Below are 16456 nucleotides of genomic sequence, written 5' to 3' on the forward strand. Positions count from 1 at the left end.
TTAAAAAGGTGGTTTACACTAGTGTAAACCACCTTTTGTGTTCATGAATACTACATTTGAGCACAAGTGCTATTCCTTCTTTAAAGGTCGCTTTTTCAGTGCAAATATGGTATAATATTGCGCAAGAGGTTTGTAATGAAAAAAAATGAAATGAATCCCTTTTTTATATACTTATTTGTTGGGATTGCCTTTATAATCATGACTGTATTGGTTATTTTTCTTCAAAATAACCTAGTCACAATAGCATGCTTATTTTTCTTGATGGTGGCATTTCTTTTGCTATTTTATTTTCAGAAGAAATCTTATCAAAAAACAGAAATTGAACAAATTCAGTACGTAAACCATCAGGCGGAAGATAGCTTAAGTTCACTCTTAGAACAGATGCCGGTTGGAGTTGTCAAACTAAACATGGAAAGCAGTGAGATTGAGTGGTTCAATCCCTACGCAGAGTTAATGCTGACAACGGAAGATGGAGAAATTGACCTTCCTCAAGTTCAAGAAATTATAAAAACATCCATATCTTCTCCTGGGATTTATGCAAATGTGGGAGAAAAACGTTATGCGGTACATCTAGATAGAAATTCTGGTGTGCTCTACTTTTTTGACGTTTCTGGAGAGTACGAAGCCACAGTAGAATTGGTTACAAGTCGCCCTGTTATTGGTATTATTTCGGTAGATAATTACGATGATTTAGAGAACGAAACATCTGAATCAGACATCAGTCATATTAATAGTTTTGTCGCAAATTTTGTATCAGAATTTACTGGAAAATATCAGATGTTTTCTCGTAGAGTGACCATGGATCGTTTTTACTTATTTACCGACTATACGGTATTAGAGCAATTGATGCAGGATAAATTTTCTGTAATTGATACCTTCCGTGAAGAAGCTAAGCAGAGAGATTTAGCCTTAACCATGAGTATGGGCTTGTCATACGGTGATGGCGATCATGAGGGTATTGGTAAAGTTGCTTTATCAAATCTCAACCTTGCAGAAGTTCGAGGTGGAGACCAGGTCGTTGTAAAAGAAAATGACGAGACGAAAAATCCAATTTATTTTGGTGGTGGCTCTGCAGCTTCTATTAAGCGAACAAGAACACGTACAAGAGCAATGATGACGGCAATCTCTGAAAAGTTGAGAAGTGTTGACCATGTCTTCGTAGTTGGTCATAAAAACTTAGACATGGATGCTTTAGGCTCTGCTGTTGGTATGCAATTGTTCTCGAGTAACGTCTTGGATGAAAGTTATGTGGTCTATGATGCAGAACAAATGTCTCCGGACATTCATCGTGCCATTCAATTCTTAGAGAATGAGGGAGTAACAAAACTCATCCCTCTAACTCAAGCTATGGGAATGGTCACTAATCGTTCCTTGCTAGTGATGGTCGACCATTCTAAGACAGCTTTAACCTTGTCAAAAGAGTTTTATGATTTGTTTACACAAACCATCATTATTGACCACCATAGACGAGACCAGGATTTCCCGGAAAATGCTGTTATCACCTATATCGAGAGTGGAGCAAGTAGCGCGAGCGAGCTTGTAACAGAGTTAATTCAATTCCAAAACTCTAAGAAAGCACGCTTAAGTCGTATCCAAGCTAGTGTTCTTATGGGCGGTATGATGCTGGATACTAAGAATTTCACCTCTCGTGTAACTAGCCGAACCTTTGACGTGGCAAGTTATCTAAGAACACGTGGTAGTGATAGTATTGTAATTCAAGAACTTGCGGCGACTGACTTTGAAGAGTATCGATTGGTTAATGAGCTAATCTTGCAAGGACAGGCCGTACAACCTTCTATTCTTGTAGCTCAGGCCAAGGATGATAAGGAGTATGATATTGTAGTGATTAGTAAAGCAGCTGATACTATGTTGGCTATGTCAGGTATTGAAGCTAGCTTTGTCATTGCTAAAAACAGCCAAGGAGATATTTCCATTTCTGCACGAAGTCGAAGTAAGATCAATGTGCAACGGATTATGGAAGAATTGGGAGGTGGAGGCCACTTCAACTTGGCAGCTGCCCGACTGACAGATATGACTCTGCAAGAAGCAGGTGAAAAACTAAAAACCGTTATTTCTAATGAAATTAGAGAAAAGGAGACAGAAGAATGAAAGTAATCTTTTTAGCAGATGTAAAAGGCAAAGGAAAAAAAGGCGAAATCAAGGAAGTGCCAACAGGTTATGCGCAAAACTTTTTGATTAAGAAAAACCTTGCTAAAGAAGCGACTTCTCAAGCAATTGGGGAGTTGCGCGGGAAGCAAAAATCTGAAGAAAAAGCACATGCTCAACTTCTTGCAGAAGCACAAGAAATTAAGGCGAAACTTGAAGCAGAAGAAACAATTGTTGAGTTTGTTGAAAAAGTTGGTCCAGATGGAAGAACTTTTGGTTCAATTACTAGCAAGAAAATTGCGGAAGAACTCCAAAAACAATTTGGAATTAAAATTGATAAACGTCATATTCAAGTTCAATCTCCAATTCGAGCAGTTGGCTTGATTGATGTTCCGGTAAAAATTTATCAGGATGTAACTAGCGTCATCAATCTTCGTGTAAAAGAAGGCTAAGCTAGATTTGAGTAATGATTTTGTAAAAGGAAGGAAAGTCTGATGGCAGAAGTAGAGGAACTACGAGTTCAGCCCCAGGATATTTTGGCAGAACAATCGGTATTGGGAGCTATATTTATCGATGAGAGTAAACTCGTATTTGTTCGAGAATATATTGACTCTCGAGACTTCTTTAAGTATGCTCACCGTTTGATTTTTCAGGCCATGGTTGATTTGTCAGATCGAGGCGAAGCCATTGATGCAACGACTGTTCGTACGATATTAGATGATCAAGGTGATTTGCAAAATATTGGTGGCTTGTCCTACCTTGTTGAGATTATCAACTCTGTACCAACCTCTGCAAACGCTGAATACTATGCAAAAATTGTAGCAGAGAAAGCCACGCTTCGTCGTTTGATTGCCAAGTTGACAGAGTCTGTAAACCAAGCTTACGAAGCCTCTAGTCCAGCAGATGAAATCATTGCACGAGCAGAAAAAGGTTTGATTGATGTTAGTGAGAATGCAAATCGTAGTGGTTTTAGAAACATTCGTGACATTTTAAATCTTAATTTTGGGAATCTGGAAGTTCGATCACAACAAACGTCGGATATTACGGGGATTGCTACTGGTTATCAAGATTTGGATCATATGACAACTGGTTTGCACGAGGAGGAGTTAATCATTCTTGCTGCTCGTCCTGCGGTTGGTAAGACTGCTTTTGCCTTGAATATTGCTCAAAATATTGGAACCAAGCTAGACAAGACCGTTGCAATTTTCTCACTCGAGATGGGTGCTGAGAGTTTGGTCGACCGTATGTTGGCTGCCGAAGGACTAGTAGAGTCTCACTCTATCCGTACAGGGCAATTGACTGAGGAAGAGTGGCGTAAGTACACCATTGCTCAAGGTAATCTTGCAAAAGCAAGTATCTATATTGACGATACCCCTGGAATTCGAATTACGGAGATTCGTTCACGCGCCAGAAAATTGTCTCAGGAAACAGGCAATCTTGGATTGATCTTGATTGACTACCTGCAGTTAATTACAGGGACTGGTCGTGAGAACCGTCAACAAGAGGTTTCAGAGATTTCACGTCAGTTGAAAATTCTGGCCAAGGAACTGAAGGTGCCTGTTATCGCGCTAAGTCAGCTGTCACGTAGTGTTGAGCAACGTCAAGATAAAAGGCCAGTATTATCAGATATTCGTGAGTCTGGATCTATCGAGCAGGATGCGGATATCGTAGCCTTTCTCTATCGTGATGACTATTATGAGCGTGGTGGCGAAGAAGAGGAAGGTCTTCCGAATAACAAGGTAGAAGTTATTATTGAGAAGAACCGTAGCGGGGCACGTGGAACGGTAGAATTGATTTTTCAAAAAGAGTATAACAAGTTTTCTAGTATATCGAAGAGAGAGGAACAAAGATGACAGATGCATTTACAGATGTAGCCAAGATGAAAAAAATTAAAGAAGAAATCAAGGCGCATGAAGGACAAGTCGTGGAAATGACCTTAGAAAATGGTCGTAAACGCCAAAAGAATCGCTTAGGAAGACTTATTGAAGTCTATCCATCGCTCTTTATCGTTGAATTTGGGGATGTTGAAGGGGACAAACAGGCCAACGTCTACGTTGAATCCTTTACCTATTCTGATATTTTAACGGAAAAGAATTTGATTCACTATTTGGATTAAGGTTGAAAGTGGGAGTTTTCTCACTTTTTTCTTTTTCTTTCGAATGATATAAATGAGGTCAACCTCAAAAATTTATCTATTCGAAGGAGAATGAATGACATATAGTAAAAAGGGAACTTTTCTTAAGAGAACGACAGTAGGGACAGCTTCCCTACTGTTAGCAGGTGCTTTTTTGTTTGGTGGAGGAGCTGTTCATGCCAATCAGGCAAACAATGGCTCACTGGCACGAGGAGATGATTATCCCTATTATTATAAAAATGGAAGTCAAGAAATTGATAAATGGCGTCTATACTCCAGACAGTGTACATCTTTCGCTGCCTTTCGTTTAAGTAGTGTCAATGGTTTTGAGTTGCCTGGTGCGTACGGGAATGCTAAGGATTGGGGTTATCGTGCTAAACGAGAAGGTTATCGTGTGGACAAGACTCCAACAATTGGTTCGATTGCTTGGGACGGAAGCGGAGAATATGGCCACGTTGCATGGGTTTCTAATGTTTTTGGTGATATGATTGAAATTGAGGAGTACAATTATGGTATTAGAGAGAAGTACAATCGTAGACTTGTGAAGGCAAGCTCTATGTCTGGTTTCATTCATTTTAAAGATGTCGGACAGTCTAGCACAGGAAATCATCAATCAACTTTAGTATCTAGTGGAACCCATGTTTTTGCAGAAAAAGCTGCTATTATGAACCAGCCATCACAAGCGGCTGCGATTATTGACTATTACTATCCTGGAGAAAGTGTTCATTACAATCAGACTCTTGAAAAAGATGGCTATAAATGGATTAGTTATCTATCCCGAACTGGAAATCGCAGATATGTCCAGTTAGCTAAAACAGCCACCTCTAAGAATGGATGGGAAAAACAGGGGATAACATGGTACTACTATGAAAATGGGAAAGTCGCTCTTGGTTGGAAAAAGATAAACGGCAGTTGGTACTATTTCCAAACTAATGGTTCAATGAGAACAGGTTGGCTAAAAGACGGTTCCAAGTGGTACTACTTGAAATCATCTGGAGAAATGCAGACAGGATGGTTGAAGGACAAAGGCATTTGGTATTATTTTGAAAACTCAGGAGCTATGAAAACAGATCAGTGGTTCCAGGTTTCAGGGAAATATTATTACGTGAACGCATCTGGAGAATTGGCAGTAGATACGACAATCGATGGTTTTCAAGTTGACAGCAATGGTGCGCGAGTAGAACAAGCGTCCCAATAAGCCTTGACCGATAATCTAACTCTTAGCAATGGTATTTTTCCCTGCTTTCCTTTATAATGGGTGTATGGACAAGAAAAAATTATTATTGATTGATGGATCTTCAGTTGCTTTCCGAGCATTTTTTGCACTTTACCAGCAACTGGATCGTTTTAAAAATGACAATGGACTACATACTAATGCAATCTACGGTTTTCACCTGATGCTAAATCACCTATTGGAACGTGTCCAGCCAAGTCATATTTTGGTTGCTTTTGATGCGGGGAAAACGACTTTCCGTACAGAGATGTATGCAGATTATAAGGGTGGTCGTGCGAAGACTCCAGATGAGTTTCGTGAGCAATTTCCCTTCATTCGTGAGTTGCTAGACCATCTTGGGATTCGCCATTATGAGTTGACTCAGTATGAGGCGGATGATATCATTGGAACTCTTGGTCGCTTGGCTGAAAAGGAATCTTTTGATGTAACAATCGTTAGCGGGGACAAGGACTTGATTCAGCTGACGGATGAACGTACGGTGGTCGAGATTTCCAAGAAAGGTGTGGCTGAGTTTGAGGCCTTTACACCAGAATACCTCATGGAAAAGATGGGACTCACACCAGCTCAGTTTATAGACCTCAAGGCCCTGATGGGGGATAAGTCTGATAATATCCCTGGGGTGACCAAGATTGGTGAAAAGACTGGGATCAAGCTCTTGTTAGAATATGGCTCGCTGGAAGGTATTTATGAAAATATCGATGGCATGAAGGCTTCCAAGATGAAGGAAAATCTTGTCAATGACAAGGAACAAGCCTTTCTGTCTAAAACACTAGCGACCATCGACACGAAAGCGCCAATCGAGATAGGTCTAGATGATTTGGTCTATAGTGGACCAAATGTGGAAAACCTTGGGATGTTCTACGATGAGATGGGCTTTAAGCAGCTCAAACAAGCCTTGAATGCTTCTCAGGCGAATCAAGCTGAGACTTTGAATTTCACCATGGTGGACAAAGTGAGTGAAGATGTGCTGAGTGCCGACTCCATCTTCCACTTTGAACTTTTTGGTGAAAATTACCATACAGATGATTTGGTTGGTTTTGCTTGGTCATGCGGAGACAAGCTCTATGCTACAGATAAGCTGGAACTTCTGCAGGATCCGATTCTTAAGGATTTTCTAGAAAAAACACCTCTGAAAGTATATGACTTTAAGAAAGCTAAAGTTCTCTTAAATCGCTTTGGTTTGGACTTGCAGGCTCCTGCTTTTGACAGTCGCTTGGCCAAATACCTTCTCTCTACTGTAGAGAATAATGAAATTTCAACCATCGCTAGTCTCTACGGCCAAACTTATTTGGTTGATGATGAAACCTTCTATGGTAAGGGTGTCAAGAAAGCTATCCCTGAGAGAGAAACCTTCTTGGAGCACTTAGCTCGTAAGGTTGCTGTGCTGGTTGAGACAGAGCCTGTATTGCTTGAAAAGTTAAGTGAAAACGGACAATTAGACCTTCTCTATGACATGGAGCAACCTCTGGCCCTTGTTCTTGCTAAGATGGAAATCGCTGGAATCAAGGTTAAAAAAGAAACTCTACTCGAGATGCAAGCTGAAAATGAGCTTGTCATTGAAAAGCTAACTCAAGAGATTTATGAATTGGCTGGTGAGGAGTTTAATATCAACTCGCCTAAGCAGTTGGGGGAACTACTTTTTGAAAAGCTAGGTCTCCCTATAGAATACACCAAGAAAACCAAGACAGGTTACTCAACAGCAGTGGATGTGTTAGAGCGCCTAGCTCCTATTGCCCCAATCGTCAAGAAAATTTTAGATTATCGTCAGATTGCTAAGATTCAATCGACTTATGTGATTGGTTTGCAGGATTGGATTTTAGCGGATGGCAAGATTCACACGCGCTATGTGCAAGATTTGACTCAGACAGGGCGTCTGTCTAGTGTGGATCCAAACTTGCAAAATATTCCTGCTCGCTTGGAACAAGGTCGCCTCATTCGTAAGGCTTTCGTGCCAGAGTGGGAGGATAGTGTCCTTCTCAGCTCGGACTATTCACAGATTGAGTTGCGCGTTTTGGCTCATATCTCTAAAGATGAGCACTTAATCAAGGCCTTCCAAGAGGGAGCTGATATCCATACCTCTACAGCCATGCGTGTCTTTGGAATTGAACGTCCTGAGGATGTGACTCCAAACGACCGTCGCAATGCCAAGGCTGTCAACTTTGGAGTAGTTTACGGAATTTCAGACTTTGGTTTATCCAATAACCTAGGTATCAGCCGTAAAGAGGCTAAGGCATACATCGACACTTACTTTGAACGCTTCCCAGGTATTAAAAACTACATGGATGAAGTCGTTCGTGAGGCGCGTGATAAGGGTTATGTAGAGACTCTCTTCAAACGTCGTCGTGAGTTGCCAGATATTAATTCGCGTAACTTTAACGTTCGTGGTTTTGCGGAACGTACAGCTATCAACTCCCCTATCCAAGGTTCGGCTGCAGATATTCTCAAAATCGCCATGATTCAGCTAGATAAGGCCTTGGTTGCAGGTGGTTATCAAACTAAGATGTTGTTACAAGTGCACGATGAAATTGTTCTTGAAGTGCCTAAGTCAGAATTAGTAGCTATTAAAAAACTTGTCAAACAAACCATGGAAGAAGCCATTCAACTCAGTGTGCCACTGATTGCTGATGAAAATGAAGGCGTAACTTGGTACGAGGCTAAGTAGAGATAGCCTATCAGACAAAAAAGAAATCCCCTTGAACATTATGGTTCAAAGGGGATTTTTCTTTCAGGAAAAGACAAAAGTGATACTATCAAGCTAATAGTAGATTTATTTGATTTGTTTCTTTTGTTCTTTTTTTGCAAGGATTGGTAGAATAACACCTAAACCAATCAGAATAATTGGGGTCAATATGTTTGTAAGAAGAGAGAATTGCCAAGCAGTTGGATTCTCAGCATAGCTAATTTTTGGAACCATACCTAGGATACAAGCAAAGGCAGTGAAGAGGAAGCACCAAGTACCGATCACAAAGCCAAGCTTAGGATTGTTCACAAACTTGTATTCGGCATTTTTGTATGTTTTCCAAGCGCGATTGAGCATCATATAGGCAAGGAATACCCAGAGATAACGCATTGGCATTACGATAGAATTGAGGTTGGTCATCCATTTTACAAGTCCATCAATTTCTTGGATACCAAAAATTGGAAGGATGATGATAAGGCTAACGAGGACGCCTGTAAGGAGGTAGCCGTTAATGAGGACACCTTTTTCAGTACGTTTACGAAGCCAGCTTGGGATGTAGTTTTCGTCAGCGTTATTGAGTAGGATTTGTAATGGTGCGTCAATAGAGAAGGCAAGTGCCGCGATTTGTCCGACCATATTTGTAAGAGCGTAAATCACAACGAAAAGATTTCCAACTCCCCAAGAATTTCCTAACATTTGGAAGGCTTGATAAGCACCATTACGCATGAGGTCTTCAGGGATGTTATTACCATCAAATAGCATTCCCATGGCAACTGAACCAAGGATAGCAGAGAGTCCTACCATGATGGCCATGACAATCATACCTTTTGGAAATTCTTTTGCAGGATTGCGAGTTTGATTCACATAAGGGGAAATTTTTTCACAACCACCAACTGCAAAGACCAGTAATGAGATGGTTGTAAAATAAGAAAAATCAAAGTTTGGAATGTAGGTGCTCAGTTGATCCATGTGTGGTGTCGCAAACTGAATGTCTGGCTTAATGAAAGGCAGACCGACAGCCAAAAGCACAAAGAGTAAAGACATAATCAACATGGCACTTCCTGCCAAGCTACCGATGACTTTCAGTGTTGTCAATCCTTTTGTAGAAAGGTAGAGGAAAAGTCCAAAGATTAGCAAGCAGAGAATAACAATCCAGTGGATGTCGATTTGTTTTAGAAATTGTCCGTTACCCTGCAAGGCCCATCCAAGCGGAATCAGGATTCCTTGAGGTTTTTGTGCAAGATAAGGGATATGCACAACCCAGTAGGTCCAAGCGGCAAAGTAGGCGAGGCGTTTGGTTGATGTTTTTTCAACCCAGTCACTAACACCACTTCCGCTTTCCTTGAAGGTAGAACCTAGTTGTCCGACGATGAGTGAATATGGGATAAAGTAGAGTGCGAGGATTAAAACCCAAGATACGACTACTGAAATCCCCTGTTGAGAATAGTTGTTGACAACGTTTCCAAGCCCCCAAACCATGTTGAAAGCAATCAGAGAAACCATCAGCCAATTAAGTTGGTGTTGATCTTTTTTCATAATGTCTCCTTTTCTGATAATTTTAGTATATCATGATTTTTTGAAAGCGCCTAACAAAATTTGAAATTTACTATAAAAAAAGTAGAGGACAGCTAACAAATAGGGAATAGGACTTGTTGGTTTAGAAAAGGATTATCCACAGCCTGTGGATAACTAAAGGTATCAACAACAACTGTCTCTTTATAATTTTAATAGGAAAAAGAGAGACGAAATTTATAGAATAGGAAACAAATCAATCTTTTATAAACCTTGTTAGGACAAGGTTTATAGACGTTATTCTTCTGTACATCCTATGAACTTGGATTGGAAAGATATTTTGGAAAAGCTTGAAAATCTTTTCCGCAGAAAGGTTGAAGGTTATTCACAGCATGTGGATAACTTTATATGGATAAGAAAACCCCTTTGTGCATGACAAAGGGATTTGACCTATTAATGCTTTGGTAACCAGCTGAGGGTAAAGTCAAGAGTCTTAGCATTGAGCAATTCCTGATGGTTGATGCTTTGTTTCTCTTTTCCGTCCAGTTGACAGTCTTGGACAAAGTGGAAGTGTTCATAATTTTGTTGAGTACGAACATCCAACCACTGATTTTTTTCTGCCAGATGGACACGAAGGTGATTAAAGAGCGGAATTCCAAGATCATAGCTTGCTTTCCCTGGGCAAGTCGGGTAAAGTCCGAGAGCAGACCAGACATACCAAGCCGAAAGACTACCATTATCCTCATCGCCCGGATAAGCATCCCAGCTAACTCGGAAGGCTTTTTGACGGAGGGTCTTGATTAAGAGACTAGTATATTGTGGATAATTACTGTAGCGGAACAGATAAGGGATGTGGAAGCTTGGTTGGTTTGAAATGGCTAGTTGACCAAATGGCGCTGTTGCCATCTCGCTCATCTCATGAATTTCATATCCATAGCCCGTCGTTTCAAAAAGTGGGAGACTTTGACAAGCTTTCAAAAGATAGTTGCTAAAGGCTTCTTTTCCACCCATTAGTTGGCTAAGTCCAGAAATGTCGTGTAAGACACCGAGACTGGCTTGAATAGCTGAACACTCAGCGTAGTCACGACCCCAACTATAGGGAGAAAAGTCAGGACGGAAGTTGCCATCTACATCACGCGCCCTCATGTAACCCGTCTCAGAGTCAAATAGATTCTGATAGTTTTTAGAATATTGAGCATAGGTTTGTGCTAGCTCTTCTTGACATAATTTTGTTGCACATGTAGAGATACAAAAGTCACTGTAAGCATAGTCTAGTGTGTGACTGACACTTTCATGATAATCTGTGGATAAATAGCCCAGTTCTTGGTATTGGCTTAGGCCGTGTCGCCCGTTGATAGCTTTTGGATCTGCCTTAGTAGCAGTTTCAATCATGGCTTTGAGAAATTCTTCTTCAAACTCAGGTGCCATATCCTTGCAGGCACTATCTGCAAGAAGGCCATCAATCAAAGTCCCAGGCATCATTCCTCTTTCGTCAGGAGCCAGCCACTTAGGGAGATACCCGGTATCTCTATAGCTATTGAGGAAACCTTCAAGAAACTGACGATAGTGCTCTGGAATAATTAAGGCAAAGAGTGGGAATGAAGTGCGGAAGGTATCCCAAAAACCATTGTTGGTATAGAGTAGACCAGGTTTGATCGTTCCTGAAGCAAGGTCTATATGAATAGTCTCGCCTTGCTCATTTACCTCATAGAAGGTTTGTGGGAAAAGAAAGAGTCTATAAAGACAGTGATCAAAAAATGTTCGGTCTACAGAGCCAGTTTCCACGACATCAAAACGGCCTAGAAGGTCTTCCCAATTTGCTTTAGCCTCTGACTTCGTTTCTTCAAAGTCTTTTCTAGGCAGATTAAAGAGGGCCTGTTCTTTAGAAATAAAAGAAGTAGCCAGTTGAACTTGAGCTTCTGCTCCAGCCAAGTCGATACGCCAGTCTTGCCCCACTTGATAGATAGATAGAATATCCGTAGAGAATACGAGAGCAGTAAACATAACGAGAGGACTCATATTGGTTTCGGTTAATCCGCTTTGACCAAGGCTGACAGTACGCTCATCTACTTGCTCTAATGATAAATCATCAGCTGCATGCAGATAGAGTGAGATCTTCTTGCCTTGTATCTGTCTTAGTTGGATAGAAGCCCCATAGCAAGTAGGTGTGAGTTGGGTTTCAATCTGATAACGCTCAGAAAAAATTCTGAGATAATGGGGATTGAAAATAGCACGATCAAGGTTATAAGAAGACTGACGATGGAAGAGGGTGTCGCCACTGATTTCTCCTGTAACAGGAGTCAGTAGCAACCAAGAATAATCACCAATCCAAGGGCTAGGCTGATGGGTTAGTCGAATACCCTGAAAGATAGGAAGATGGGGATCAAAAAACCAAGACCCTTCCTGGTCACTAGTTTGTGGAACAAAGTAATTCATCCCAAAAGGCACTCCAGCGTAAGGTAGGGTATTTCCCCGAGAAAAGGCATGCTTGCTCGCGGTGCCAAAACGCGTATCAATGGTTTCAAGTATAGGCTTCATAGCGATTTCCTTCTGTAGTTTTCTACATTATATCAGAAAAAGGATACTTTTAGAAAATGACTTCAAAATATAACAATTTTGTAGAATAATGACTAACATTTGTGTATATATTTTCTGGGCTAAAAGCTATATACTGAAAATGAAAATCTGTTTGAAAGAGGCAAAATAGTTTATGGTTTATTCTAAAGAAATCGTCAGAGAGTGGCTAGATGAGGTAGCGGAGAGAGCCAAGGAACATCCTGAATGGGTGGATGTCTTTGAGCGTTGCTATACAGACACTTTAGACAATACAGTTGAAATCTTAGAAGACGGCTCAACTTTTGTACTAACTGGGGATATCCCAGCTATGTGGCTTCGTGATTCAACTGCTCAGCTTAGACCATACCTTCATGTGGCAAAAAGAGATCCTCGTTTGCGCCAGACCATTGCTGGTTTGGTTAAACGCCAGATGACTTTGATTCTCAAGGACCCCTATGCCAACTCTTTCAATATTGAGGAGAACTGGAAGGGTCATCACGAGACAGACCATACAGACCTCAATGGCTGGATTTGGGAACGTAAGTATGAAGTAGATTCGCTTTGCTATCCCTTGCAATTGGCTTACCTTCTCTGGAAGGAAACTGGTGAGACTAGCCAGTTTGATGAAACTTTTGTTACGGCGACCAAGGAGATTCTTCATCTTTGGACGGTGGAGCAAGATCACAATAACTCACCATACCGTTTCGTCCGTGATACCGATCGTAAGGAAGACACTTTGGTTAATGATGGTTTTGGACCTGATTTTGCGGTGACAGGGATGACCTGGTCAGCCTTCCGTCCAAGCGATGACTGCTGTCAGTATAGCTACTTGATTCCATCAAATATGTTTGCAGTCGTTGTCTTAGGTTATGTCCAAGAAATCTTTGCAGAATTGAATCTGGCTGATAGCGAGAGTATCATTGCAGATGCAAAACGCCTGCAAGCTGAAATCCAAGAAGGGATCGAAAATTATGCCTACACCACCAACAGTAAGGGTGAGAAGATCTATGCCTTTGAAGTAGACGGTCTAGGAAATGCTAGCATCATGGATGACCCTAATGTACCAAGTTTGTTAGCTGCTCCATATCTTGGTTACTGCGATGTGAACGATGAAGTCTATCAAGCAACTCGTCGCACCATTCTCAGTCCGGAAAATCCTTACTTCTACCAAGGAGAATACGCTAGCGGTCTCGGAAGCTCTCATACCTTCTATCGTTATATCTGGCCGATTGCCCTATCAATTCAAGGCTTAACAGCTACAGATAAAGCTGAGAAAAAATTCTTGCTAGACCAACTAGTTGCTTGTGATGGAGGTACGGGGGTTATGCACGAAAGCTTCCACGTAGATGATCCGACTCTCTACTCTCGTGAATGGTTCTCATGGGCCAACATGATGTTCTGCGAATTGGTCTTGGATTACCTAGATATTCGCTAATGAGCCTTAGTTCAATAGGTTCTTGCAAAGAATCACAAATCTATTTTTAAATTTAAGTTAGAATGAGGTTTTACTCATGGAAAATGTTGTTGTACATATCATCTCTCACAGTCACTGGGATCGTGAGTGGTATCTACCTTTTGAAAGTCACCGTATGCAGTTGGTGGAACTTTTTGACAATCTGTTTGATCTTTTTGAAAATGATCCTGAGTTCAAGAGCTTCCACTTGGATGGACAAACCATTGTCCTCGATGACTATTTAGAAATTCGCCCTGAAAACCGTGACAAGGTGCAGCGTTATATCGACGAAGGCAAGCTCAAGATTGGGCCTTTCTATATCTTGCAGGATGATTACTTGATTTCCAGTGAAGCTAACGTCCGCAATACCTTGATTGGACAAGCGGAATGTGCTAAATGGGGCAAATCTACTCAAATCGGTTATTTCCCAGATACTTTTGGAAATATGGGGCAGGCTCCTCAAATCCTTCAAAAATCAGGTATTCACGTAGCAGCCTTTGGTCGCGGTGTCAAGCCAATCGGATTTGACAATCAAGTCCTTGAAGATGAACAGTTTACCTCTCAATTTTCTGAGATGTACTGGCAAGGTGCTGATGGTAGCCGTGTACTCGGCATTCTTTTTGCTAACTGGTACAGTAACGGGAATGAAATTCCAGTGGATAAAGACGAAGCATTGGTTTTCTGGAAGCAAAAATTAGCAGATGTCCGTGACTATGCATCGACCAACCAATGGTTGATGATGAACGGCTGTGACCACCAGCCTGTACAGAGAAATATTAGCGAAGCCATTCGTGTGGCAAACGAACTCTTCCCTGATGTGACCTTTATTCACAGTTCTTTTGATGAATATGTCCAAGCAGTGGAAAGTGCCCTTCCTGAACAATTATCAACGGTCACAGGTGAGTTGACTAGCCAGGAAACGGATGGCTGGTACACTCTGGCTAACACCTCTTCATCACGTGTTTACCTCAAACAAGCCTTCCAAGAAAATAGCAACTTGTTAGAGCAGGTCGTGGAACCATTAACCATTATCACTGGAGGACACAACCACAAGGATCAATTGACCTATGCTTGGAAAGTACTTCTGCAAAATGCACCGCACGATAGTATCTGTGGCTGTAGTATTGACGAAGTTCACCGTGAAATGGAAACTCGTTTTGCAAAGGTTAATCAAGTCGGGAATTTTGTTAAGAGTAATCTTCTTAACGAGTGGAAACATAAAATAGCAACTCAGGAAGCGCAAAGCGACCACCTCTTTACCGTTGTCAACACAGCTTTACATGACAAGGTTGATACAGTTAGTGTTGTAGTGGATGTTGTGACTTGTGATTTTAAAGAATTGCATCCGACTGAAGGTTACAAGAAGATGGCAGCCGTGACCTTGCCAGATTACCATGTTGAAGATTTGGATGGCCATATCCTTGAAGCTAAGGTTGAAGACTTGGGAGCAAGTTTTGGCTATACTTTGCCTAAGGATAAATTCCGCCAACCATATATTGCACGCCAAGTGCGCGTGACAATCCCAGTCCACCTTGCTCCGCTTTCTTGGGCAAGCTTCCAATTAGTTGAAGGCCAAGTAGAATACAGAGATGGTATTTACCAAAATGGAGTCATTGATACCCCATTCGTAACTGTCAGTGTAGATGAAGGAATCACAGTCTATGACAAGACTACAGACGAAGCTTACGAAGATTTCATCCAATTCGAGGACCGTGGAGATATTGGTAACGAGTACATTTACTTCCAGCCAAAAGGAACTGATCCAATCTATGCTCAATTGAAGGGATACGATGTCTTAGAAAACAATGCTCGCTATGCCAAAATCTTGCTCAAACATGACTTGACTATTCCAGTTAGCGCAGATGAAAAATTGGATGCAGAACAAAGAGGTATCATCGAGTTCATGAAACGAGATGCAGGTCGTTCAGAAGAGTTGACAACCATTCCTCTTGAAACTGAGATGACCGTCTTTGTGGACAATCCACAGATTCGCTTCAAGACTCGCTTTACCAACACAGCCAAGGATCACCGCATCCGTCTCTTGGTGAAAACTCATAACAATCGTCCAAGCAATGATTCTGAAAGCATCTATGAAGTTGTAACAAGACCAAATAAACCAGCAGCTTCTTGGGAAAATCCTGAAAATCCACAACACCAACAAGCCTTTGTCAGCTTGTATGATGACGTAAAAGGAGTAACCGTATCCAATAAAGGATTGCACGAGTATGAAATTCTTGGAGATGACACCATGGCTGTAACCCTTCTTCGTGCTTCAGGCGAACTCGGTGACTGGGGCTACTTCCCAACGCCGGAAGCTCAGTGCTTGCGCGATATCGAAGTTGAATTTGCAGTAGAATGTCACCAAGCAGGGGAACGCTTCTCAGCTTTCCGTCGTGCCAAAGCCTTCCAGGTGCCATTTACAGCTCTTCAAGTTGCAAAACAAGAGGGTAGCGTTGCAGCAACGGGTAGCCTCTTTAACCATCCGGCACTCAGTTTGCCACAAGTCTGCCCAACAGCCTTTAAGGTGGCTGAGAATGAAGAAGGTTATGTCCTTCGTTACTATAACATGAGTCAAGAAAATATCCGTGTGTCTGAAAAACAACAAACTATTCTTGACTTGTTGGAACGCCCATATCCAGTCCATTCAGGACTATTGGCACCACAGGAAATTCGTACAGAATTGATCGAAAAAGAAGAAATTTAATTTCAAAAAGTAAACATAAACAGAAAGGAGGAGCGAAAAAGTAAGAACCAACTGCTGATTCGCTCCTTTTGCAGGTG

10 protein-coding genes are annotated in these 16456 nt (G+C 41.4%); 8 read left to right on the forward strand and 2 right to left on the reverse strand.

Annotated features, from left to right (window positions below; genetic code table 11):
• The first annotated feature begins 261 nt into the window (after positions 1 to 261).
• From O3643_RS07075 to polA, 6 genes are all read left to right on the forward strand, one after another.
• Complete coding sequence (locus O3643_RS07075; RefSeq protein WP_371500924.1) at positions 262 to 2109, forward strand: DHH family phosphoesterase; 1848 nt, start codon at positions 262 to 264, stop codon at positions 2107 to 2109.
• Positions 2106 to 2558, forward strand: coding sequence for a 50S ribosomal protein L9 (rplI, locus tag O3643_RS07080; protein ID WP_004250991.1), 453 nt, complete (start codon positions 2106 to 2108; stop codon positions 2556 to 2558). The genes O3643_RS07075 and rplI overlap by 4 nt, the downstream gene beginning before the upstream one ends.
• 42 nt (positions 2559 to 2600) lie before the next feature.
• Positions 2601 to 3959, forward strand: coding sequence for a replicative DNA helicase (dnaB, locus tag O3643_RS07085; RefSeq protein WP_006153396.1), 1359 nt, complete (start codon positions 2601 to 2603; stop codon positions 3957 to 3959).
• Complete coding sequence (locus O3643_RS07090) at positions 3956 to 4222, forward strand: Veg family protein (protein WP_004250994.1); 267 nt, start codon at positions 3956 to 3958, stop codon at positions 4220 to 4222. Before dnaB ends, O3643_RS07090 begins: the two co-directional genes overlap by 4 nt.
• A 94-nt stretch (positions 4223 to 4316) precedes the next feature.
• Positions 4317 to 5438, forward strand: coding sequence for an SH3 domain-containing protein (locus O3643_RS07095; protein WP_371500830.1), 1122 nt, complete (start codon positions 4317 to 4319; stop codon positions 5436 to 5438).
• 64 nt (positions 5439 to 5502) lie between these two features.
• Positions 5503 to 8136 (forward strand): DNA polymerase I, encoded by a 2634-nt coding sequence (gene polA / locus O3643_RS07100; protein WP_371500832.1) that lies wholly within the window; start codon positions 5503 to 5505, stop codon positions 8134 to 8136.
• A 105-nt stretch (positions 8137 to 8241) separates the two neighbouring features.
• On the opposite strand, the gene O3643_RS07105 is transcribed toward polA, so the two are convergent.
• The gene (locus tag O3643_RS07105; RefSeq protein ID WP_006153364.1) at positions 8242 to 9690 is read right to left on the reverse strand and encodes an APC family permease; all 1449 of its coding nucleotides are present in this window, start codon (positions 9688 to 9690) and stop codon (positions 8242 to 8244) included.
• 429 nt (positions 9691 to 10119) lie between these two features.
• On the reverse strand, positions 10120 to 12204 hold the full coding sequence (locus O3643_RS07110) for a GH92 family glycosyl hydrolase (RefSeq protein WP_371500835.1): 2085 nt from the start codon (positions 12202 to 12204) through the stop codon (positions 10120 to 10122).
• 172 nt (positions 12205 to 12376) lie between these two features.
• Between O3643_RS07110 and O3643_RS07115 the strand changes: the two genes are divergently transcribed.
• Complete coding sequence (locus O3643_RS07115) at positions 12377 to 13657, forward strand: glycoside hydrolase family 125 protein (protein ID WP_142559209.1); 1281 nt, start codon at positions 12377 to 12379, stop codon at positions 13655 to 13657.
• A gap of 76 nt (positions 13658 to 13733) precedes the next feature.
• Positions 13734 to 16379, forward strand: a complete 2646-nt coding sequence (locus O3643_RS07120; protein ID WP_371500837.1) for an alpha-mannosidase — start codon at positions 13734 to 13736, stop codon at positions 16377 to 16379.
• Positions 16380 to 16456 lie beyond the last annotated feature (77 nt).

Source organism: Streptococcus sp. 20925_1_44 (assembly GCF_041432435.1).
Lineage (GTDB): Bacteria > Bacillota > Bacilli > Lactobacillales > Streptococcaceae > Streptococcus > Streptococcus infantis.

Coding starts and splice junctions, on each gene's coding strand:
- O3643_RS07075 (WP_371500924.1), top strand. CDS start 262: ATGGTGGCATTTCTTTTGCTATTTTATTTTCAGAAGAAATCTTATCAA.
- rplI (WP_004250991.1), top strand. CDS start 2,106: ATGAAAGTAATCTTTTTAGCAGATGTAAAAGGCAAAGGAAAAAAAGGC.
- dnaB (WP_006153396.1), top strand. CDS start 2,601: ATGGCAGAAGTAGAGGAACTACGAGTTCAGCCCCAGGATATTTTGGCA.
- O3643_RS07090 (WP_004250994.1), top strand. CDS start 3,956: ATGACAGATGCATTTACAGATGTAGCCAAGATGAAAAAAATTAAAGAA.
- O3643_RS07095 (WP_371500830.1), top strand. CDS start 4,317: ATGACATATAGTAAAAAGGGAACTTTTCTTAAGAGAACGACAGTAGGG.
- polA (WP_371500832.1), top strand. CDS start 5,503: ATGGACAAGAAAAAATTATTATTGATTGATGGATCTTCAGTTGCTTTC.
- O3643_RS07105 (WP_006153364.1), bottom strand. CDS start 9,690: ATGAAAAAAGATCAACACCAACTTAATTGGCTGATGGTTTCTCTGATT.
- O3643_RS07110 (WP_371500835.1), bottom strand. CDS start 12,204: ATGAAGCCTATACTTGAAACCATTGATACGCGTTTTGGCACCGCGAGC.
- O3643_RS07115 (WP_142559209.1), top strand. CDS start 12,377: ATGGTTTATTCTAAAGAAATCGTCAGAGAGTGGCTAGATGAGGTAGCG.
- O3643_RS07120 (WP_371500837.1), top strand. CDS start 13,734: ATGGAAAATGTTGTTGTACATATCATCTCTCACAGTCACTGGGATCGT.